This window comes from Desulfosporosinus burensis (assembly GCF_054657535.1).
In genome coordinates this window covers 45,765-65,055 of sequence record NZ_BAAHYN010000010.1, presented here as the reverse complement: position 1 = coordinate 65,055, position 19,291 = coordinate 45,765, and the positions used below count along the sequence as shown (strand labels likewise).

The following is a 19,291-nucleotide window of genomic DNA, read 5'->3' as shown; positions in this document are numbered from 1 at the left end:
TTAATGTGCTAGTCCGGTTATTGGGAATCCACGGGTTACAGGGAGGTGGAAGGGGAGATAAGGTGGAGGCCCTTCCCCAAATTTTGGGACAGCACTCAAAAGGGAGGGAAATTAAATGGAAAAAGTAGACATTTTCAGGGATATCGCTGAACGCACAGGGGGCGATATCTACCTCGGTGTCGTCGGGCCAGTCCGTACAGGAAAGTCCACCTTTATCAAACGGTTCATGGACCTCCTCGTCCTGCCCAACATCCTAGATGCATTTGAACGAGAACGGGCCAAAGATGAGCTTCCACAAAGTGGGACAGGGAGAACGATCACGACGACTGAACCCAAGTTTATCCCATCGGAATCCGTAGAAATCGTTCTCAAAGACTCAATTCACATGAATGTTCGTTTGGTCGACTGTGTAGGCTACAGTGTAGAGGGTGCTTTAGGGTACGAGGCTGAAGACGGTGAAGAACCACGAATGATGAAAACATCCTGGAGTGACGAGCCTATGTCATTTCAAGATGCAGCAGAAATGGGCACCCGTAAAGTGATTACTGACCATGCAACGATTGGCATTGTAGTCACAACCGATGGATCTATTACGGATATTCCACGGGATGCTTATCTAGACGCTGAAGAGCGTGTCATTACCGAACTCCGGCAACTGGGGAAACCATTTGTGGTGGTCTTGAATACGACTCGTCCTTATGCCGATAACACACAAGAGTTGAGCCGTTCTCTCGAAGAGAGATATGGAATACCTGTTATTGCCATGAATTGTCTAGAAATGACTCAGGACGATATTACGCAAATTCTCGAAGAAGTATTATATGAGTTCCCCGTTGCCGAGGTTAATATCGATCTTCCAAAATGGGTTGAGGAACTGGATCCTATTCATCCAGTTCGGGCGGCTTTTGAAGAAACGGTTCGCAAGGCCATTGACGGCGTTCGGCGCTTGAGAGATATCGATCAGGCCTTAGATGCTTTAGTGGAATGCCAATATGCCCAAGATGTCCTGCTTAAAGAGATGAACTTAGGCAGCGGAATCGCAAATGTGGAAATCACCGCGATCGATGGACTTTTTAAAACCGTCCTGCAAGATTTTACGGGGATTGAAATTGAAGGAGATCATTCCTTGCTGCGTTTAGTCTTAGATTATAGCAAAGGCAAGAAAGAATGGGATAAACTGTCCGCGGCTATTGAAGAAGTTCGTCTCAACGGTTATGGTGTGGTCACTCCTCAACTGGAAGAAATGTTCCTAGAGGAACCAGAACTTGTCAAGCAAGGGGGACATTATGGAATCAAGCTCAAGGCTAGCGCTCCATCCCTGCACATTATTAGAGCGGATGTAACGACAGAAATTACCCCTTTGATTGGAACAGAACGGCAAGCCGAAGAACTGGTCAAGTATATGTTGGATGAGTTTGAAAGCGATCCGAAGAAGGTCTGGGAATCGAATATCTTCGGCAAATCATTGCATGATTTGGTTCGTGAAGGTATCCAAAATAAGCTTTATAAAATGCCGGAAAATGCTCAACATAAACTGCAAGATACCCTGCAACGGATTGTCAACGATGGCAGCGGAGGACTTATCTGCATCATTATCTAGCGGATAAAACGAAGAAAAATTCCTAAGTATAGTTAGCGGACGTTGGAACGCAGCTCGTGCGGCATCCGACGTTCTTTTTCTGTGCAAAATATTACCATGGAGCACAAGACTAACACCTAAGATATTTCTTGCACAAATGCATAAATACTATTGAAATATTCTAACAAATGATATATTGTAAGAACAGAGAGACATTAGATATGCAAGATTGCAAAGGGGTTCGTCACGGAGAACTAGGTGAACAGCCACGTAAATTCAGTAAAATAGCAACATATGAGAACTGTAATGATTATTATTGTGCCAATATTAACCTGTCAGTTCGAAGATTAATGCAGGTATGCAAAGGATGGTAACTATGCATTTTTGCATAGTTGATTAATCTTGGCGAGGTTGTAGAGGAAAATCGCTAATGAGGGAGGTGAATCACATGTAAAACTTACTTGCTCCATTGAAAGGAAATGCATGGAAGATGGAGACGCCTGTTTTGCATTGATTGCGGTACTCATTAGCCTAGGGGCAAATCTATAATCAAGGATGAGGATGAGAAGGAGGATATTAATCATGGATAGAAAGCAAACGGCATTGCGACCTTACTTCGAAAAGATGCCTGATATTGGGAAACCTTTAAGTGCAGGGGAAATAAAACGTACGGAAGACAACATAAAATTTCTTCAAGAACAAGAGGAAATAATTTCTAAAGCCATCGAAACAGTAAAAAATGCGGGTACTCCCGCTGAGAAAATCCGAGCAAGAGGTCAGATGACCGTTTGGGATAGGCTGGATTATCTGGTTGATGCCGGAAGTTGGTGTCCTTTACATACACTTTATAATCCAAATGACAATGAAGAAGGATGCACTGGTGTCGTAGACGGATTAGGTAAAATAGATGGAAAATGGGCAGTGATTATTGCTTTCGATAATAAGGTCATGGCAGGAGCTTGGATTTCTGGCCAAGCTGAGAATATATTAAGGGTCACTGACTTAGCCAAAAGGCTCAATATTCCTTTAGTTTGGCTCACTAATTGTAGTGGGGTTAAATTAATGGAGCAAGAAAACGTCTACGCCGATCGGCGGGGAAGTGGTACTACCTTCTTTAGACATGCAGAGCTGAATCGGCTTGGAATTCCGATCCTAAATGGTATTTATGGAACCAATCCGGCTGGTGGAGGCTATCAAGGAATCAGTCCTACGATTCTTATAGCTCATAAGGATGCCAATATTGCAGTGGGAGGAGCCGGGATTGTTGGAGGGATGAATCCAAAGGGTTTTTTTGACTTGGAAGCAGCCCAAGACTTAATCAATGCCACCAAAGGATTTAAGGAAAAGGCACCGGGTCGGGTGGAAACTCATTTTGATCAAACTGCCTATTTTAGAGAAGTATATGATAGCGAAGTTGGCGTCTTAGATGGTATTAAAGAGTATATGAGTGGTATGCCGGCCTTTGATCCCAAAGTATTTCGCGTGGCTGAGCCAGCAGAACCCAAGTTTCCTCTTCTGGATCTGAATAGAATTATTGCTGCAAATCAAAAAAGACCCTATGATGCTACTCAAGTATTGGCCCGGCTTACGGATAATAGCGAATTCATGGAGTATAGGCCGGATTATGGACCGGAGGTCTTTACTGGTATAGCTAAAATCGACGGTTTCCCAGTCGGAGTAATCGGCAACAGACAAGGAATAATACCTAAATATCCAGAGTACGCAGAAGGAACCTATGTTGGCGTAGGCGGTAAACACTACCGTCAGGGACTCATCAAACAATGTGAATTCGTGACCCTGTGCGGTCGGGATAATTTGCCAATCATCTGGCTGCAAGATACAACGGGTATCGATGTAGGAGATATTGCGGAAGAGGCTGAATTGCTCGCAATTGGTCAGAGCTTGATATACTCCATTGAAAAAACAGATATCGCCATGATGTGCATCGTCTTAAGAAAAGGAACGGCTGCAGCTCATTATATTATGGGAGGTCCCCAAGCTAATGAAAATAATGCCATTACATTGGGAACTCCATTGACAGAAATTTATGTGATGCACGGGGAAACCGCTGCTGCTGCTTCCTATGCTAGAAGACTGGTCAAAGAACAAGAAGCTGGTAACGATTTAGGAGCAACCATTGACAAGATGAACCAAATGATTAAAGATTACGAAGCGAAATCAAGACCAGTGTACTGTGCCCAACGAGGGTTTGTGGATGAGATTGTTACTCTCCCAGATTTAAGAAAATATTGTGTGGCTTTTGCAGGAGCAAATTATCAAAACCCTAAGTCGATCACACCAATCCATCAAATGATCCTACCTAGGTCGATCAAAGGATAAAGAGGCAAGATTCTTACCCTCTGGGGTGTTTACCTATCCTAATGGGGTTGTCTCCTGTTTAAGTGTACATTTCCAGGGAAATCAAGAAATGAAATAGTAAGGAGATGTGAATAATGGGAAGGGAATGCTTGAAGTTCCGGATAGCCCCTCAAGAAGATAAGGATAACCATTTGCTTTATCAGAAAGACGGTTTTTTAGCCAGGATCATCCTGAACAGACCGGAGAAGAATAATGCCTTTTCTTTGCCGATGATTCGGAAGTGGGCAGAGGCACTAAAAGACGCACAAGAGGATCAAAACATAAGGGTTATCGTGGTGACTGCCATGGGTAAGGCCTTTTCCACCGGCGGGGATATCGATGCCATGCTTAATGGAAAAGGATTTGTCGGATGTGATGAACGAGGTGAGTCGTGGGGCGATAATGCCATCGACCGTAAACGGGCTTTGACAAGCCATATCCATAAAATTGCTTTGACACTAGACCTGATGGATAAACCAGTCATTTGTGGTATTAACGGAATGGCCATAGGAGCAGGCCTTGATATGGCATTGATGTGCGATATCAGGGTAGTGGCAGATGATGCGCAGCTTTCTGCCAGTTACGTGAAGGCAGGCCTTGTACCAGGAGATGGTGGTGCTTTTTATTTGCCTCGTTTAGTTGGAGTTGCCAAGGCTTTAGAAATCTTATGGACTGGGGATTTCATCTCAGCCTACGAAGCAGAAAAAATGGGTATGGTCAACAAGGTTGTCCCCGCGTTAGAGCTAGAACAAGCCACCTTAGAGATGGCTAGAAAAATAGCCGATTCCCCTCCAGTGTGTGTGCAAATGATTAAGCGGGCAGTTTATTCAGCTCAACGCACTAACGATTTGCGGACAGCGTTAGATTTGATTTCTTCCCAAATGGCTATTGTTTCTGAAATGTCCGACCACAGGGAAGGGTTGGCTGCCCTTAAAGAAAAGCGTAAACCTATTTTTACTGGCCATTAATTATTTAGAGAAGGAGAAGGGAAAATGGATTTTGCATTAACTGAAGAGCAAAGAATGATTCAAGAGATGGCTCGTGATTTTGCTGAAAAAGAAATTGCACCGTTTGTAGAGGAAGACGAAGATAATCATTACTATCGCAGAGAGATCCTTACTAAAATGGGTGAGTTGGGCCTGCTAGGGTGGAGCATTCCTGAAGAGTATGGCGGTAATGGCATGGGCTGGATGGAAGCTGTCGTAGCTTTATATGAAATAGCCAAGGTTCATACTTCCTGGAGGCTAAGTATCAGCGGCAACGTTTGGGGACCAGCAATGACCATTAATGAATGGGGTACTGAGGAACAAAAGCAAAAGTATATACCTCGTCTGGTAAGTGGCGAAGCGGTCGGGAGCTTTGCGATAACCGAGGCCAACACGGGATCTGATGTGGCTAGCATGAAAACTTTTGCGGTAGATAAGGGTGACCACTGGTTGGTGAATGGCTCCAAAATGTGGATATCGGGCGGACACACTTGCGATATTGGACTTCTCTATGCGGTCACTGAAAAAGGAGCAGGAACGAAGGGCTTATCCTGCTTTATAGTGGACTATAATAATACCCCTGGTATTACAAGAATCCCCATTCTCAAGAAAGTGGGCATGTGGCCTGCTCCGACTTCTGAACTAGTGTTTGAAAACGCTGTGATTCCGAAGGAAAACCTTTTAGGTCCTCTTAATAAGGGTTTCCTGATTTGTATGTGGATGTTAAATAACACACGCATGGGTTGTGCTACTGGTTCGGCAGCGCTTTCGGCAGCCTGCTTAGAGGGTGCAGTTCAATATGCCAATGAGCGTACCCAGTTTGGCAAACAAATTGGAAAATATCAAATGATCCAGCAGCAGATTGCCGAAATGAAACTAGAAGATGAAGCAGCCAAATACCTCGTCTATCGAGCTGCATGGCTCAAAGAGAACAAATTGCCAAACCAACAAGCGACTTCGATGGCTAAGCTATTCGGTTGTAATGCAGCAGTTCATGGTGCAAACATGGCCATGAAGATCTATGGTTCATATGGTTATTCAACCGAATACCCATGCGGTCGATGGCTCCGCGATGCCAAGCAGTTTGAAACTCTTGAAGGAACATCCAACATTCATATGCAGATTATTGCCAGCATTGAACTTGGTTACCAGCCGAATAGGTAGTAGTTGGGAGGAAAACAGTTTGTTACGTGTAGGGCAAGTGATGTCACGACTTTCCGTATGTCTTTATAACTATCATACTATCGGGGACGCACTGACTTTGATGATGGAAAAAAAGGTGACTGGCTTGCCTTTACTCAACGAACAAGGTCATCTACTGGGCATGGTCACCCAAGACCAGGTTAACCAAAAGGGCTTAGAAAACTTTGCAGCGAAAAATAAGGCTGCTGACTATCTAACGACTCGTTTCGTACCCTTAAACGAAGAGACATTATTAGAAGATGTTTGGAATTTACCCTTCGATATCTACCCTGTGTTTAATAACCAGGAAGAAATTACGGGCGTAGTATCTAAATTTTCCTTATTACAGTCCTATTTTCAAGAGGTCCAAGCACGAAGTCGTGAACTGGAGGCTGTCTTTGACTCGGCACATAATGGAATCCTAGCGATCAATAAACAGGGGATAATTACATCCCTTAACCCAGCAGCCGAAAAACCAACTCGTTCAACCAAAGAGGAAGCAGTAGGACGCTTTTTGACGGATGTTATTATTCCTACAGGTCTACTCGAAGTTGTTCGTAGCGGAATACCTGAATTCGGTAAAAAGTTTCAAGTGGGTCGAAGACAGTATATTTCTAATCGGACACCGATTATTAAAGATGGAGAGGTTGTAGGGGCAGTAGGGGTTTTCCAAGATGTTTCCGAGATCGAAAAGGTTTTACAAGAACTGCAAAGCGTAAAACAACTTAACGAGGAACTCCAGACAATTGTAGCCTCTTCTTATGATGGGTTAATTATTTGTGATGGTCAGGGCGAAATTCTACGTTGCAATCCTGCTGTGGGGAGGATTTTAGACGTTTCATGGGAAGATTTGGTGGGCAGACAATTTAAGGATTTTGTAGATAAGGGTGTCTTTCGAAAAAACATAGTATTTTTAGTTAAGAAACAGGGCAGTCTGGTTAGCATCTTGGAAGGGCCTTATGCTGAGCATTCCTTAGTGATCACAGGCAACCCCGTCTATGATGAAGAAGGGGAGATTGCCAAAATTGTGATTAACATCAGAGATATGAGAGAGATCGTACTCTTGCAAGAAGCACTTGAGGAAAGCAAACAGCTTTCCGAAAAATATCAGTCAGAGATAGCTCAGATGAGAAATAGTCAGGAAATGGGTGCTGATTTGAGATCGCGTTCCGTCATCATGAACAATGTCTTGGATCTGGCATTTAGGGTAAGTCAAGTTGATTCACCCGTTGTATTAGTCGGAGAACAAGGGGTAGGCAAAGAGGAAATTGCCAAATCAATTCATTCTCAGAGTAAACGAAGTAAAGGGGCTTTTTATAAACTAAATTGCGCTTCACTTCCAGCTCAACTTTTAGAAATTGAGCTATTTGGACAAGAAATATCCAAAGGGAACGGAAATAAAGGGAAAATGGGAGTTTTAGAGTTAGCTAATCAAGGGAGTGTTTACCTAGAGGATATAGGTAAGATGTCCCTAAACTTACAAGGACGCTTGCTACGAGTGCTTCAGGATAAAAAGCTCCAGGCAACGAGTGAAAAAGAAGCAATTTTCATCGATACTAGGATTATGGCAGGTACAGATAGACCTTTAAAAGAGTTAGTTGAGAAAGGTCTCTTCCGCTCAGACCTCTTCTTTAGCCTCAATGTCGTACCGATTAAAGTTCCGGCCCTCAGAGAACGGAAAGAGGATATTATACCCCTAGTTCTTTTTTACCTAGAGCAAAACAATAAGCGTCATGGGTTTGAGAAGGCTCTTTCTCCGGAAGCTGTTCAGTTGTTGTTGGATTATCCTTGGTTTGGTAATGTTCGGGAGATGGTGAACGTACTCGAGAGGCTGGTAGTGACAGCAACTCAAAAGGTTATTTCTGCCAAAGAAGTCGATGTCGTACTTTATGAAAAGGAACAGAGCCCTCTTAAGACAGTCACAGTGACTGGAGTGGTTCCCATGAAGGAAGCCGTCGATGATTTAGAACTACAACTTGTCACCTTAGCTATGAAACTGCACGGAACCACAGTTAAAGCTGCTCAGGCGTTAGGGGTTAATCAGTCCACAGTAGTGCGGAAGTTGAAGAAATCGAAAGATGTCATTGGGGGTAACTGACCAGCGTATGGATTCCAGTGGCTAGCGAAAGGGCCAAATGATACCTTAATTGGTAGGAAAGGGAGGGGCTATATGTCATTACCACTAATTACTTTTATAACAGGAATATCTGGAGTTTTTATAGTTATGACGACCTTGCTAATATTTGTCAAATTGGGTTCTAAACTTGCAATTGCATTAGAGTCAAAAAAGGAAACTGAGAAACAGAGTTAATGATAAAGGAGGAGTATCGTAACGATGGAAATATTTCAAGGCATGTGGACCTCCATGGCATTTGATAACCTTTACTGGGGTAATTTCGTCATGTGGGCTATTGCGTTAACATTTATTTACTTAGCTATTAAGAAAGGTTTTGAACCCCTACTTTTATTACCAATAGCCTTTGGTATTCTCTTAGTTAATCTTCCCTCAGAAATCATGACGCCCGGGGAAGGGCTACTCTGGCGTTTCTACCACTATGGCGAAGAGTGGGCCATAATTCCTCCCCTTATCTTCTTGGGCATTGGAGCCATGACCGATTTTGGTCCGGTTATTGCTAATCCCAAGACTCTGCTCTTGGGTGCAGGTGCACAGGGCGGGGTATATGTTACCTTCTTTGGAGCTCTGGCTTTGGGCTTTAATATTGACCAAGCGGCTGTCATCGGAATTATTGGAGGTGCGGACGGCCCGACCACTATTTTCCTGGCCTCTAAACTAGCTCCGGAAATGATGGGTGTCTGCGCAGTGGCTGCCTACTCCTACATGGCTCTGGTACCGGTTATCCAACCACCGATAATGAAATTACTCACTACTGAAGCTCAGAGAAAGATTCGTATGAAATCCTTACGTAAGGTATCCAAACTAGAAAAAATATTCTTCCCCATTATTACCGTTATAATTATTACTCTGGTAGTACCAGATGCTGCAGCCTTGATGGGTATGTTCTGTTTCGGTAATCTACTGAGAGAATCAGGGGTGGTAGATCGTTTAAGTCTTACAGCTCAAAACGAATTGATGAATATAGTGACCATTTTCTTAGGAATTTCAGTAGGTGCCACTATGCCGGCAGAGGTGTTTTTAAGTGCTAAGGTTATTGGTGTATTTGCTCTGGGTTCCATAGCGTTTGCTGCTGCTACAGCCACTGGTATAGGATTGGCACACTTAATGAACCTGTTCCTAAAAGAAAAGATCAATCCATTAATTGGTGCTGCAGGTGTTTCCGCTGTTCCTATGGCAGCTAGAGTAGCTCATAAAGTCGGTTCGGAAGCAGATAAGAAGAACTATCTCTTAATGCACGCCATGGGACCTAACGTAGCTGGTGTTATAGGTACTGCCGTGGCAGCAGGTATGTTTATTAGCGTTTTGAAGTAACTAATAGTTTGTTCCTGAAGTTAAGGTGATTATCCAAAAAATTACCCAATATTTGTTTAACTTAGACGAAGTTACTGCGAACTGATCAGTAGCAAATATGGGCAAAGAGTAGACTGGCTCAGAGGATTAATCCTTTAACTTTAGTATAAAAAGAAAAGATTTTAGTTTAAAGGAGGAAATTTAAATGGCTAACATTGAATGTCCAATGTCAGGTAAAGTTTGGAAAATTCTCGTTCAGGTTGGAGACACTATTGCTGAAGACGATGAAGTCATTATTCTCGAAGCCATGAAAATGGAAAATCCTATCTATGCACCTGAAGGTGGCATAGTCAAAGAAATCAAAGTCATTGTAGGTCAGCAAGTTGCGGAAGATGATGTTCTAGTTGTTCTAGAATAGTTCTTGGAGTTGATGGCAGAAAGCTTTGGAAGTTTAATTAAGATTCAACTTCCAAAGCTGCTATTAAGGTTAGTATTTAAAAATAAGCGAGCTGTTAATATCAGCCCGCTTTATTTATAAATCTTAATTTCAATTGCAGGAATAACAATTTATTAATTATGCTGATTTAGACCACTGTCTCTTCATAGTTTTAGACGGGATTTCTGCCAAAAAGGAGTTGTTTAGGATGTATCAAGTCACAAACAAAGAAGTAAATTGTAGAGCCTGTGGTAAGACTGTCTTAGAGAATTCTTATCATTGTCCACACTGTGGTGTAGGAGCTCCAGGAATTTATAGTAGATGTCCCAAATGTAAAACGGAGAATTATGTCTATCATAAATATGGGTATGCGATTATTCGAGCGCTATTAGCCACCTGTGTTTGCGGCCCACTCGGTCCTGTCTTTGGTTTTATAGGCTACAAAAGAACAGAATGTATCTGCTTGTCTTGTAATCAAGGATGGTTTCCGTTTCAGAAAGATGAACAGCTCGGTCCCTTTAACACGTTTGTTGGTGAAGAAGGCAAAATGAGTAGACGATTTAAGAAAATACCCACTAACACCTCTGCGCTCAATCGTGGAACGCAAAGTAACGGTTTTGGTTGTGTCAAAATGACATTTGAAGATGTCAAAACTAATTCTGCCAATGTCTGATAATCGATATCAATAATATAAATTTAGATTTTCTTATATAAAATGGCAAATCTCCTCGAAATTCTTCTGCTTGATAGTCTTGAATAGGTAGGTGGGGCTCTGTCGAAGTCGTGCGTGGGATGTTTGTAGCTTCTAGGATATTTTAATTAACATAGGCATTTATACAAGTAGTTGTGCTTAATGATTTTTATAAACCATCTCAAGTATAAGCAGGATTGAGGTAATATCGTGGAGATTAAAGAGAGCCTAGATGGAGAGAGTTCCTTGCCACATAAGCATGTTAGCTTGCTCGGAAAGAATATATACATCTATCGCAAAGTATCTTCAACCAACAATGTTGCTCAGTTTATGGCACTATCCGGAGCTCCGGAGGGAACCATAGTTATGAGTATGTCTCAGACATCCGGGATGGGGAGGCTGAAACGTCAATGGGCGTGTCCACCGGGTAAAGGGATCTTAATGTCTCTGGTTTTGAGACCTGAAATTAAGGTCCAGTTTGTTCCTCAACTAACACTATTATGCGCAGTTGTAGTTGCCGAAACCATTAAAAAAGTGACTGGATGTGAGGCAGGAATAAAATGGCCTAATGACATTGTCATAAGTGGCAAAAAGGTATGTGGTATACTCGCTCATAGTAATTTTTCCAAACGTGGTTCAGAGTACGTAATTATGGGCGTTGGGATCAATATTAATCAAACTATAAATCAACTCCCCCCTGATTGCAGGGAAACCAGTACTTCGCTAAGGTTAGAATTGGGTCAAAATGTTTCTCGTGTTAGGGCACTCAAGCAGTTTATTATTACTTGGGATGAACATTTTCAGGGTTTTTTAAAAGGTGGGCATCCATATCTCCGTACGAAGTGGATTGAAAATAACGTAACTTTAGGACGAAATGTTACTATTAATAAAGAGATAAATCCTATCAATGGATTAGCAGTAGATATTAGCGAAAGAGGTGGGCTTATTGTGAGTTTATCTGATGGAACATTAAAGGAATTTTTAGCTGAAGATTTGAGTTTGGGTAGAACTCATTATGGTAGCCACTAATTTTCTAAATCCATGAGAACACTCATTGACGCTAATGTTTAGTAAATTTCCCCAAAATTACTATTACACTTATTCAAGTGTGATAAAATAAAGGTAGCGAAAATTATCACACAAGAAGAAGGGTGTAAACCTAGCAGCTTGAAATGGACATGTTTGTACCCCTTATGAGAGGAGGTGAAATCACTTGGAAAACGTAATTGCTCCGATAGATGCCAATGTATGGAAGATTAATGTGGCTGTTGGAGATGTAGTGGAGATTGACGATGAGGTAGTCATTCTTGAAGCTTTAAAAATGGAGACCCCTGTGTATGCTTCGGAAGATGGTACAGTCGTTAAGATTGAAGTCAAAGAAGGCGATAAGGTTAATGGAGGTCAAGTACTAGTTGTAATTGACTAAATACCCATTACCCATTACGCTGCTACCGAGTACATTTAGTTTTAGATTGTCTTTGCCCCAGTGAAAGTATGTTAGCCTAACAATAGTAGTGAATGCTGCTTTCAATTTTTTTGAATGATTTGACTTATAATTGTTTATTTAACGATATGAACTGGGGTTCTTGTTTAAGGCTTTCTCTATTTCAAGAAGAGGCAACGATCAAATTGACACCTTTGTCTTCATCTGCCCAGTACATCATTTTGTTAGTTAAAACCCGGGGTACAAACCTATGTATAAGAAAACCCTCTAATTAATTTTAGGGGGTTTTTAAGGTGAGTACACTTCTATAGAAGAGTACTATATTAGGGAGTTTCATAGACATTTGCCTATAATATGAAGAATTATTGGTAAATCAAAACGAAGATCCTTCTGTAAATGGGTTAGTAGCTTAGATATCATATCGAGAATCATTGACTATTAAGTAATATCTTGTAGTATAATATTAATATTGGTATGAATTATATCTTCGGGAAGAGTCATAAGTGCGGCATGAAGAGATAGGAGCGATTTGGTGGCTGGCAAGACAAATGATTTTTTGATCGTCAGCAAAAATATTTTGCCGGAAGCCATTTTAAAGACTGCAATGGCTAAAGAACTCCTTGTCAAAGGGGAAGTATTTACGATCAACGATGCCGTGGAACGGGTGGGGCTTAGTCGAAGTGCTTATTATAAATACAAGGATGGAGTATTTCCTTTTTACGAGGCTAGTAAGGAACGAATTATTACTATTTCCCTGATTCTAGAGAATAAAGCCGGAGTACTATCCCACGTCCTAAACTTTATTGCCTCGGTTAAAGGCAACGTCCTGACGATTAATCAAGGGATTCCCTTGCAAGGTGTGGCCAATGTTTCGATTTCTATTGAAACTGCCGGAATGGCCGATACTCCCGAGAATTTTTTGGCTGGGCTTGGAGAAATCACTGGGGTTAGAAAGATTGAAGTGATCGCTCAAACTTAGGGTTGCGATTTTTATGCAAATATGGTATCCTTTAAAAGCCGTCAAATGAGGGCATTGAATCGGGGCGTGGCTCAGCTTGGTAGAGCGCTACCTTGGGGTGGTAGAGGTCGCACGTTCAAATCGTGTCGCTCCGACCAGTAAATTCAATGGTCCTAGGGTTTTGAGTTAGGCATGAAAAAACGAAATGCCCAACAAATGCCCAACAAACCTTTTTAAACATAGTGACTCGTCTAATCGGAAGTTAGGCGGGTCTCTTTTTTTGTGTCTTTTTCTTTGTGCATTTGCCTAATGCTGTCATCTATCTCGATTTGCTTATCTAGTCCAAGATGCTGGTAAATAGATTTAAGAATTGCTATGTCATGTCCTAATCTTTGGGCTGCGTACTGATCTGGAATGCCACGAGCATATAACCAAGACGCGTGATAATGTCTGAGGTCATGAAACCTGATCACTGGGAGGTTATTGTCACGAATAAACTCAGCGAAATAACTAGAATAATTATCAGGGCGAATGTTAAATATTCTGTGATCACCTTCGTTTTTTGGTTGGTCTGGCTCGACAACCTTTACTTTTTTGATGGGCTCAATTTTACCAAACTTAGACTTTCTAAGTTGCTCCAATAGATTCATGAGATACTCAGGAACGGCGACAACCCTAATTCCGTTTTCTGACTTCGGGCGCTTGTCCTCGTACAGATTATCATCATTGATGCAATAACTCTCATCGACTCTTAGGGTACCTTTTTCCCAATCTAGGTCATTCCACTTGAGGGCGAACACTTCCCCACGTCTAAGTCCGCACCACGCGGCTATCAGAATGATTGGTTCATCCCTTGTCCCTTTCACTACGTCATGGATTTGTTGCATTTCCTTTTCTGTCAGGACCCGAGGGGTATACTTTTCTTCCAGTGGCAATTTAACGTCCCGCGCAGGGCTTTTCCCCTTCATGGCATCGTGGAGCATAACCTTTAAGGCTGACGTCATCCTTCGAACGCTTGACTGTGATAATGTTTTTAGCTTGAGGTTAATGAACTCCTTGATTTTAATCTCGTTAATCTTACCAAGTTTCAAGACACCAAAGAAAGGCTCGTAATGGTTTTTTAGATACGTTTTATACAGGGCATTGGTGCTGGGAGATAATCTCTCTTTGTTTAGTTCTAACCATTTTTCAATCCACACTGTAAGTTTTACGTTAGCAACGTTGACAAAAGTCTTATCTTCTATCTCCTGTTCAATTTCCCTGGCTGCAGCCTTGCATTCCCTCAGTCCAGGCTTAGTTACATACTGAAATAGCTGCTTGCCATCTGAGTCTCTGCCGACGAATATGGTGGCTTGATATGTCCCGTTGGGGCGTTTTTTAATGCTGGCCACTTTTACCTCACCTCCGAAATATAACGTACTGCTTTACCTAAAATACTAACCTCCTTCATGTCTTTTTTGGTATATATCATTTCGGGATAGTTTGGGTTCTCAGACCTTAGAATAACCATCCCGTTAATGTTGTAGAATCGCTTTAATGTTGCGTCTTGATTCGTTGTCCGATAAGATTAATGGATTTTATGCTATGAGTATTCCCGAAGCCGAAGCCATTGCCTTGTTTCTAGAGATACCGCCTAAGGAATTAGATAAATATTTTTTTAGCCCAATGTTGCGAAACTCATCAAAAGATGCTTAGTTTGTGAGAAAACGGGTTAATGAAAGTGAGGTGAACGTCATCGAAAAACGCATATGCCCAGTATGCAATAACTCAGCCTATTCATCTGATCCCGCTAACATTTGGATCTGTCCGTATTGTGGAGCGGAGATACCTTACCAAGCCGAAGCTAAATAATTGCGGGAGGTGGTACCATGCTCAGAAACATTCTCGAATTAGACCTGGGTCCAATGACTGACTCCGAGTTCCGTGAAGTTCTTGATCTCGCAACCTCGGACATCAAAACCAATCGCGTTGATTTCGGCAAGAGGACAAGCCTCTCCGAAGTGGTTGAGATTGCAGGGATATGTTTTAGGGCTCGTCAGAGAGGGAAGGCAGCTAATCGGCGAAAGGCAGGGTGAAAAAGGGAGATGGATTATAACAATTTGGGGGAGACGGGAGAATTCAATGGATAATAATTTTGGAGAGTACAAAGCAACTGATCGCGTCCCGTGGTTCGGTGATGTCAAGGAACTCCACGGAATCATCTTCATGCACGCCTTTGCCGTTGGGGTCATTACCGCGATTGTCGACGATCCCTACCACACCGCGGAGGAAACGTTGCAAGAAATCCGCGGAACGCTGTCCGATCTGAAGAAAGTGTGGAGCGATGATTCCATTTTAGATGGCTATAGACATGAAAAAGCCCTCCGCGCCAACGGAGAGCCTCAAGAAAAAAAGTCACTTAGAGTATACCATGGTTCGAGCAAGTCGTTACGATCAATCCTGAAGGGGTGAAAGGATTGTGGAGGATAGATGGTGCTTGAAACTAACCTTTGAAGAATTCTACGAGGATGAAGACGATTGGGAGGATGATTTAGATTGAAGATATCGAGACTAGAGATCAACAACTTCGTGGGGATATCGGAATTTAAGTTTGATCTGGGTAAAATAAATATCCTAACTGGTCGGATGGGGTCTGGTAAAACCAGTATCATCGAAGCCATTGAAAAGGGCTTCAGCAATAAAAGCCAACGAGTTGAAGTCATCCGCCATGGTGAAGACGATGCGACGATCTTTATCAAGACAGATGATGGACTCGAGATCGATCGTAAACTCCGGACCAATAAAGCGGATTATTTGAAAGTTCGAAAGGCAGGCCAAGCCGTCCCGAGCACAGAGAAATTTCTCAAGCAATTTCTCAAGGGTGAACTTTTCAAGCCCTTGGAATTTTGCACAAAATCTCCAACCGAACAGGCCAAGATTATTCTGAACCTACTGGAGATTTCCTGGACCATGGACGACATCTCCAACTGGTTCGGCGAGATACCGACCGACATTGACTATGACGAGCATATCTTGCAAGTGCTTGGCCAGATCGTTAAAAATTACTTTAGTCAGCGCGAAGTGGTCAATCGTGAAATCGTGGTCATCAAGGCTCAAGTGACAGGCTATAAAAATGAACTTCCCAAAAATTATGACGGGGAAGAATGGAGACTGAAAAAAGTTTCTGAGTATTACAAAGCGGTTTCTGACGCCGAGCAACTCAATCAGCAGAGAGAAAATGCCGCAGCCATGATTGAGGGATTAGAAGGGCGTAAGGCAACGATTAGAGCGGAAGCTGAGACCGAAAAGCAAACCAAGCGCAACGAGATGAACCAAACGCGCCATGAGATCGAGGAATATCGGCAAGAGAATGTACACAAGATCGAGACCCTGAAAAACACTATTGCCCAGAAGGACCCAACGATGAAGCAGTCGGATGATGCCTTTGACCTCGAACTTGAACGCAAATATTTGCAGCTCAGGGATGAATACACTCTTAAGAAGGAGCGGGCAAGGCAGGAGATCCACGCCGGAGTTAAGGACCTCGAACAACAGGTTGCGAACTGTGAAAAAACGATCTATGGGAATGACTTGGAACTCACGACTCTCGTAGGTAACGAAGAGAACGCACTGCTCAGCATTAGTGAAAAAGCGGACGAGCGGATCAAGACCGAAGAAGCCAAGATCGAGAGCTCACGGAAACTCTTGGCACAGACCGTACCGGTCGAAGTCGAGCCACTAAAGCAAGCAGCTGATCAAGTGGCGCACATGCAGAGCTTTTTGCGCGATTACGATTTGATGGCGTCGCTGATTCGTGAGAAGTTAGCACCGCGCGAAGAACTCGCTAGTGTCCTGACTGCTCGAATAGAGAAAGGTCGCGAGATGCCTACGGAGCTACTCAAAACGGCAGCACTGCCGATCCCAGGACTATCTGTGGATGGTGAGGGGAAAATACGAATCGGGAAGACGCTCATTGATGGGCTGAGCGAGGGTGAGCAGTTGGAATTAGCCTTCAGAGTCGCCAAAGCTCAAGCCGGTCAGCTGAAATTAATATGTCTGGATGGCTGGAACAAGATTAATCCGACGGAGCGGACGTGGATTGAGAAGGAAATCAGCGAGGATGAGTTTCAATATGTCGTGGTATCGACAGAGGACGGAGACTTGGCCATGAACGTATCGGATGGAACCGTCAATGGGGACGTTTAATGCTTGAATTAACGCAGGGTAATTACCATAGCCTCGCAGCCAATCTCGAGTATATGTCGCGTAGCCAGTACACGGGTTTTGTCTATGAGTGCGAGGCAAGAGAAATGGCGAAGTTATCCGATGTCTGGGTGGACGTGCCCACCACTGCTCAGGAGGTGGGCCAATATGTGCATAGCTGGAATGCCGGCACGCAAGATGAGTTTAGGGTGAATCACCCCAGCATGTTTACAAAAGCCAAAACTTTGAGGTCCGAATATCTACTCGCGAATACAATGATTGACTGTCTCCAGGAAGATCCGTTCGTGATGTCTTATCTGGACGGGGAAAAGGAAACGATCATGACAGCGGAACTATATGGCGCACCCTGGAAGATTAGTATGAACGTCCTGAGCAGTGAGCGTCGCCAAATCATGGACTTAACAACTACTAGGAGCATTACGGAGAAGGTATGGGACGATGTGGCTAGGAAGAAGCTCTCGTTCGTCGAGGCTTATAAGTATCCCTTGAAAATGGCTATATATAGCGAGATCGAGCGTCTGGCAATGGGTCGCGACCCGCGAGACTGGTCGGAGTTTCTGATCGTCGCGGTGTCCAAGGAGAAATCTCCCGACAAGGCGATTATCAACCTGACGGACGTTGCTCGGTTAGAAGTCGAGTTGGCTCATGTTGAACTGGCTATGCCCCGTATTATCCGGGTGAAGGCGGGACTGGAAGAGCCGATTCGATGCGAGAGGTGCGATTACTGTCGGTCGACTAAAGTCTTAACTGCTGCCGTTCATTATTTGGAATTATAGGAGATTCGGCCAGATCGAAGCAAGGCCATGAAGGATAAGGAGGAAACCGATGAAGAGAAAAACCAATTTTTGTGCCTTTTGTAAGGATCATAAGGTGATCAAATTCGGGGGAACGTGGATTTGTACGAAGTGCGCAGGTAAGTTGTATGGGAATAAAAAAAGGGACTGATTAACTTGGCTCCTGGTCCTTTATGTATCTTCTTTCCTAGGTAAGTTAGTTAAGAGAATGGAGGTGGTTAGATGGTAAAGATAAAAACGGATTGCTTCAAGTTATCTGAGCTAAGAATCAATCAGGGAATGCAGGGAACTGACTTAGCAAGGAAAGCGGGAGTAACTCCGGCGTTGGCTAAGAAACTAGCGGAGATATTTGGTGTTCCCTTTGATAATATTTTCACTCTAGTAGAAGGTGATTAGATGGCAAGGCCGCAGAAGGATGGTATGGATTACTTCCCACACGACAGTGATGCGGTGAACGACGAGAAGATTGAAGCACTCAGAGTTTTATATGGCAACGATGGCTATGCTTTCTATTTTATCCTCTTAGAAAGGATCTATAGAACGGCAGAGTTTGAGCTCGACATTTCTGACGCAGAAACGATCCAGATACTCTGCAGGAAGGTAGCAGTAACGCAGGAGCAATTCGACAGAATGCTGGAAACTGCCTTGAAGCGAAAGTGCTTTGATCGAGAAGCCTATGAGCAACGAGGGGTTTTAACCAGCTCAGGCATTAAGAAAAGAGCGTCAGTTGTGCAAGAAAAGCGTGAATCCATGCGGTCTAAATACAAAAAGGTTTCTGACGCAGAAACTACCCCAGAAATTAAGGCAGAAACGCCACAAAGGAAAGGAAAGGAAAGATTAAAGGAAAGTAAAGAAGAGGAGAGATTAAAGGAGAGTAAAGAAGAAGAGAAGAGCACTAAGCTGAAAGTCGTTAAAAATGTCTATGGCGAAAAGGTGCACTTACTGGAATCGGAATACGGAAAGTTAATCGCTCACCATGGAGAAGCAGATACGCAGCAGATGATCGCCATCCTTGATAACTGGTATCTCACCAAAGGGAACAAGCCGAACACATCTGATTATCACACGATGGTCGGAGTGGGCTGGGTGCTGAAGCGATTCAACGAAGATAAGCAAAGACTAAGGGGAAGCCCAGGGAAACAAATCAACCGACCGAGATCCTTTGATGCCATCGATCAGTGGGCCGCCATGACAGAGGGGATGGAGGAAGGACAAACGTAAGAAAGGAGGAGA

The 19,291-nt window shown here is 43.2% G+C and carries 21 protein-coding genes and 1 tRNA gene; 20 read left to right on the top strand and 2 right to left on the bottom strand.

Annotated features, from left to right (window positions below; genetic code table 11):
- Positions 1–115 precede the first annotated feature (115 nt).
- The 12 genes from spoIVA (at position 116) to ACYQ3Q_RS17885 (ending at position 13,219) form a co-directional block, all read left to right on the top strand.
- Positions 116–1,600: a stage IV sporulation protein A gene (spoIVA, locus tag ACYQ3Q_RS17940; protein ID WP_459929893.1), complete on the top strand. Its 1,485-nt coding sequence runs from the start codon at positions 116–118 to the stop codon at positions 1,598–1,600.
- A gap of 561 nt (positions 1,601–2,161) precedes the next feature.
- Complete coding sequence (locus tag ACYQ3Q_RS17935; protein WP_459929892.1) at positions 2,162–3,919, top strand: acyl-CoA carboxylase subunit beta; 1,758 nt, start codon at positions 2,162–2,164, stop codon at positions 3,917–3,919.
- A gap of 113 nt (positions 3,920–4,032) precedes the next feature.
- Complete coding sequence (locus tag ACYQ3Q_RS17930) at positions 4,033–4,905, top strand: enoyl-CoA hydratase/isomerase family protein (protein WP_459929891.1); 873 nt, start codon at positions 4,033–4,035, stop codon at positions 4,903–4,905.
- A gap of 24 nt (positions 4,906–4,929) precedes the next feature.
- A complete protein-coding gene (locus tag ACYQ3Q_RS17925; RefSeq protein ID WP_459929890.1) occupies positions 4,930–6,087 on the top strand; it encodes an acyl-CoA dehydrogenase family protein in 1,158 nt (385 codons plus the stop codon).
- 19 nt (positions 6,088–6,106) lie between these two features.
- Positions 6,107–8,203, top strand: coding sequence for a sigma 54-interacting transcriptional regulator (locus ACYQ3Q_RS17920; RefSeq protein ID WP_459929889.1), 2,097 nt, complete (start codon positions 6,107–6,109; stop codon positions 8,201–8,203).
- Between the two features lie 237 nt (positions 8,204–8,440).
- Entirely contained in the window at positions 8,441–9,553 is a 1,113-nt protein-coding gene (locus ACYQ3Q_RS17915) for a sodium ion-translocating decarboxylase subunit beta (protein WP_459929888.1), read from the top strand.
- 184 nt (positions 9,554–9,737) lie between these two features.
- Positions 9,738–9,950: an acyl-CoA carboxylase biotin carboxyl carrier protein subunit gene (locus ACYQ3Q_RS17910; protein WP_459929887.1), complete on the top strand. Its 213-nt coding sequence runs from the start codon at positions 9,738–9,740 to the stop codon at positions 9,948–9,950.
- 226 nt (positions 9,951–10,176) lie between these two features.
- The gene (locus ACYQ3Q_RS17905; protein WP_459929886.1) at positions 10,177–10,641 is read left to right on the top strand and encodes a hypothetical protein; all 465 of its coding nucleotides are present in this window, start codon (positions 10,177–10,179) and stop codon (positions 10,639–10,641) included.
- A 228-nt stretch (positions 10,642–10,869) separates the two neighbouring features.
- Positions 10,870–11,688 (top strand): biotin--[acetyl-CoA-carboxylase] ligase, encoded by an 819-nt coding sequence (locus tag ACYQ3Q_RS17900; protein WP_459929885.1) that lies wholly within the window; start codon positions 10,870–10,872, stop codon positions 11,686–11,688.
- A gap of 184 nt (positions 11,689–11,872) precedes the next feature.
- On the top strand, positions 11,873–12,085 hold the full coding sequence (locus ACYQ3Q_RS17895) for a biotin/lipoyl-containing protein (RefSeq protein WP_459929884.1): 213 nt from the start codon (positions 11,873–11,875) through the stop codon (positions 12,083–12,085).
- A gap of 550 nt (positions 12,086–12,635) precedes the next feature.
- The gene (locus ACYQ3Q_RS17890; protein ID WP_459929883.1) at positions 12,636–13,082 is read left to right on the top strand and encodes an ACT domain-containing protein; all 447 of its coding nucleotides are present in this window, start codon (positions 12,636–12,638) and stop codon (positions 13,080–13,082) included.
- A gap of 60 nt (positions 13,083–13,142) precedes the next feature.
- Positions 13,143–13,219: transfer RNA gene (locus ACYQ3Q_RS17885), tRNA-Pro, on the top strand.
- A 93-nt stretch (positions 13,220–13,312) separates the two neighbouring features.
- On the opposite strand, the gene ACYQ3Q_RS17880 is transcribed toward ACYQ3Q_RS17885, so the two are convergent.
- Both ACYQ3Q_RS17880 and ACYQ3Q_RS17875 read right to left on the bottom strand, forming a co-directional pair.
- A complete protein-coding gene (locus tag ACYQ3Q_RS17880; RefSeq protein ID WP_459929882.1) occupies positions 13,313–14,452 on the bottom strand; it encodes a site-specific integrase in 1,140 nt (379 codons plus the stop codon).
- Between the two features lie 2 nt (positions 14,453–14,454).
- Positions 14,455–14,571, bottom strand: a complete 117-nt coding sequence (locus ACYQ3Q_RS17875) for a hypothetical protein (RefSeq protein ID WP_459929881.1) — start codon at positions 14,569–14,571, stop codon at positions 14,455–14,457.
- Positions 14,572–14,615: 44 nt separating this feature from the next.
- Here ACYQ3Q_RS17875 and ACYQ3Q_RS17870 point away from each other — a divergent pair, with 44 nt between their 5' ends.
- The 8 genes from ACYQ3Q_RS17870 to ACYQ3Q_RS17835 all read left to right on the top strand — a co-directional run bounded on the left by ACYQ3Q_RS17870 (position 14,616) and on the right by ACYQ3Q_RS17835 (position 19,279).
- Positions 14,616–14,756: a hypothetical protein gene (locus tag ACYQ3Q_RS17870; RefSeq protein WP_459929880.1), complete on the top strand. Its 141-nt coding sequence runs from the start codon at positions 14,616–14,618 to the stop codon at positions 14,754–14,756.
- A gap of 3 nt (positions 14,757–14,759) precedes the next feature.
- Positions 14,760–14,912, top strand: coding sequence for a hypothetical protein (locus tag ACYQ3Q_RS17865; RefSeq protein WP_459929879.1), 153 nt, complete (start codon positions 14,760–14,762; stop codon positions 14,910–14,912).
- Between the two features lie 17 nt (positions 14,913–14,929).
- Positions 14,930–15,136, top strand: a complete 207-nt coding sequence (locus ACYQ3Q_RS17860; protein WP_459929878.1) for a hypothetical protein — start codon at positions 14,930–14,932, stop codon at positions 15,134–15,136.
- A 46-nt stretch (positions 15,137–15,182) separates the two neighbouring features.
- Entirely contained in the window at positions 15,183–15,512 is a 330-nt protein-coding gene (locus tag ACYQ3Q_RS17855) for a hypothetical protein (RefSeq protein ID WP_459929877.1), read from the top strand.
- A gap of 84 nt (positions 15,513–15,596) precedes the next feature.
- Entirely contained in the window at positions 15,597–17,246 is a 1,650-nt protein-coding gene (locus ACYQ3Q_RS17850; RefSeq protein ID WP_459929876.1) for an AAA family ATPase, read from the top strand.
- A gap of 53 nt (positions 17,247–17,299) precedes the next feature.
- Positions 17,300–18,040: a PD-(D/E)XK nuclease-like domain-containing protein gene (locus tag ACYQ3Q_RS17845; RefSeq protein ID WP_459929875.1), complete on the top strand. Its 741-nt coding sequence runs from the start codon at positions 17,300–17,302 to the stop codon at positions 18,038–18,040.
- Positions 18,041–18,280: 240 nt separating this feature from the next.
- On the top strand, positions 18,281–18,454 hold the full coding sequence (locus ACYQ3Q_RS17840) for a helix-turn-helix transcriptional regulator (protein ID WP_459929874.1): 174 nt from the start codon (positions 18,281–18,283) through the stop codon (positions 18,452–18,454).
- On the top strand, positions 18,455–19,279 hold the full coding sequence (locus tag ACYQ3Q_RS17835) for a DUF4373 domain-containing protein (RefSeq protein ID WP_459929873.1): 825 nt from the start codon (positions 18,455–18,457) through the stop codon (positions 19,277–19,279).
- Positions 19,280–19,291 lie beyond the last annotated feature (12 nt).

What these genes read in the sequence shown, in the direction of transcription:
- ACYQ3Q_RS17860 (WP_459929878.1), top strand. Translation starts at nt 14,930, where the DNA reads ATGCTCAGAAACATTCTCGAATTAGACCTGGGTCCAATGACTGACTCC.
- ACYQ3Q_RS17930 (WP_459929891.1), top strand. Translation starts at nt 4,033, where the DNA reads ATGGGAAGGGAATGCTTGAAGTTCCGGATAGCCCCTCAAGAAGATAAG.
- ACYQ3Q_RS17840 (WP_459929874.1), top strand. Translation starts at nt 18,281, where the DNA reads ATGGTAAAGATAAAAACGGATTGCTTCAAGTTATCTGAGCTAAGAATC.
- ACYQ3Q_RS17925 (WP_459929890.1), top strand. Translation starts at nt 4,930, where the DNA reads ATGGATTTTGCATTAACTGAAGAGCAAAGAATGATTCAAGAGATGGCT.
- ACYQ3Q_RS17835 (WP_459929873.1), top strand. Translation starts at nt 18,455, where the DNA reads ATGGCAAGGCCGCAGAAGGATGGTATGGATTACTTCCCACACGACAGT.
- ACYQ3Q_RS17910 (WP_459929887.1), top strand. Translation starts at nt 9,738, where the DNA reads ATGGCTAACATTGAATGTCCAATGTCAGGTAAAGTTTGGAAAATTCTC.
- ACYQ3Q_RS17915 (WP_459929888.1), top strand. Translation starts at nt 8,441, where the DNA reads ATGGAAATATTTCAAGGCATGTGGACCTCCATGGCATTTGATAACCTT.
- spoIVA (WP_459929893.1), top strand. Translation starts at nt 116, where the DNA reads ATGGAAAAAGTAGACATTTTCAGGGATATCGCTGAACGCACAGGGGGC.
- ACYQ3Q_RS17875 (WP_459929881.1), bottom strand. Translation starts at nt 14,571, where the DNA reads ATGGTTATTCTAAGGTCTGAGAACCCAAACTATCCCGAAATGATATAT.
- ACYQ3Q_RS17935 (WP_459929892.1), top strand. Translation starts at nt 2,162, where the DNA reads ATGGATAGAAAGCAAACGGCATTGCGACCTTACTTCGAAAAGATGCCT.
- ACYQ3Q_RS17845 (WP_459929875.1), top strand. Translation starts at nt 17,300, where the DNA reads ATGTCGCGTAGCCAGTACACGGGTTTTGTCTATGAGTGCGAGGCAAGA.
- ACYQ3Q_RS17855 (WP_459929877.1), top strand. Translation starts at nt 15,183, where the DNA reads ATGGATAATAATTTTGGAGAGTACAAAGCAACTGATCGCGTCCCGTGG.
- ACYQ3Q_RS17905 (WP_459929886.1), top strand. Translation starts at nt 10,177, where the DNA reads ATGTATCAAGTCACAAACAAAGAAGTAAATTGTAGAGCCTGTGGTAAG.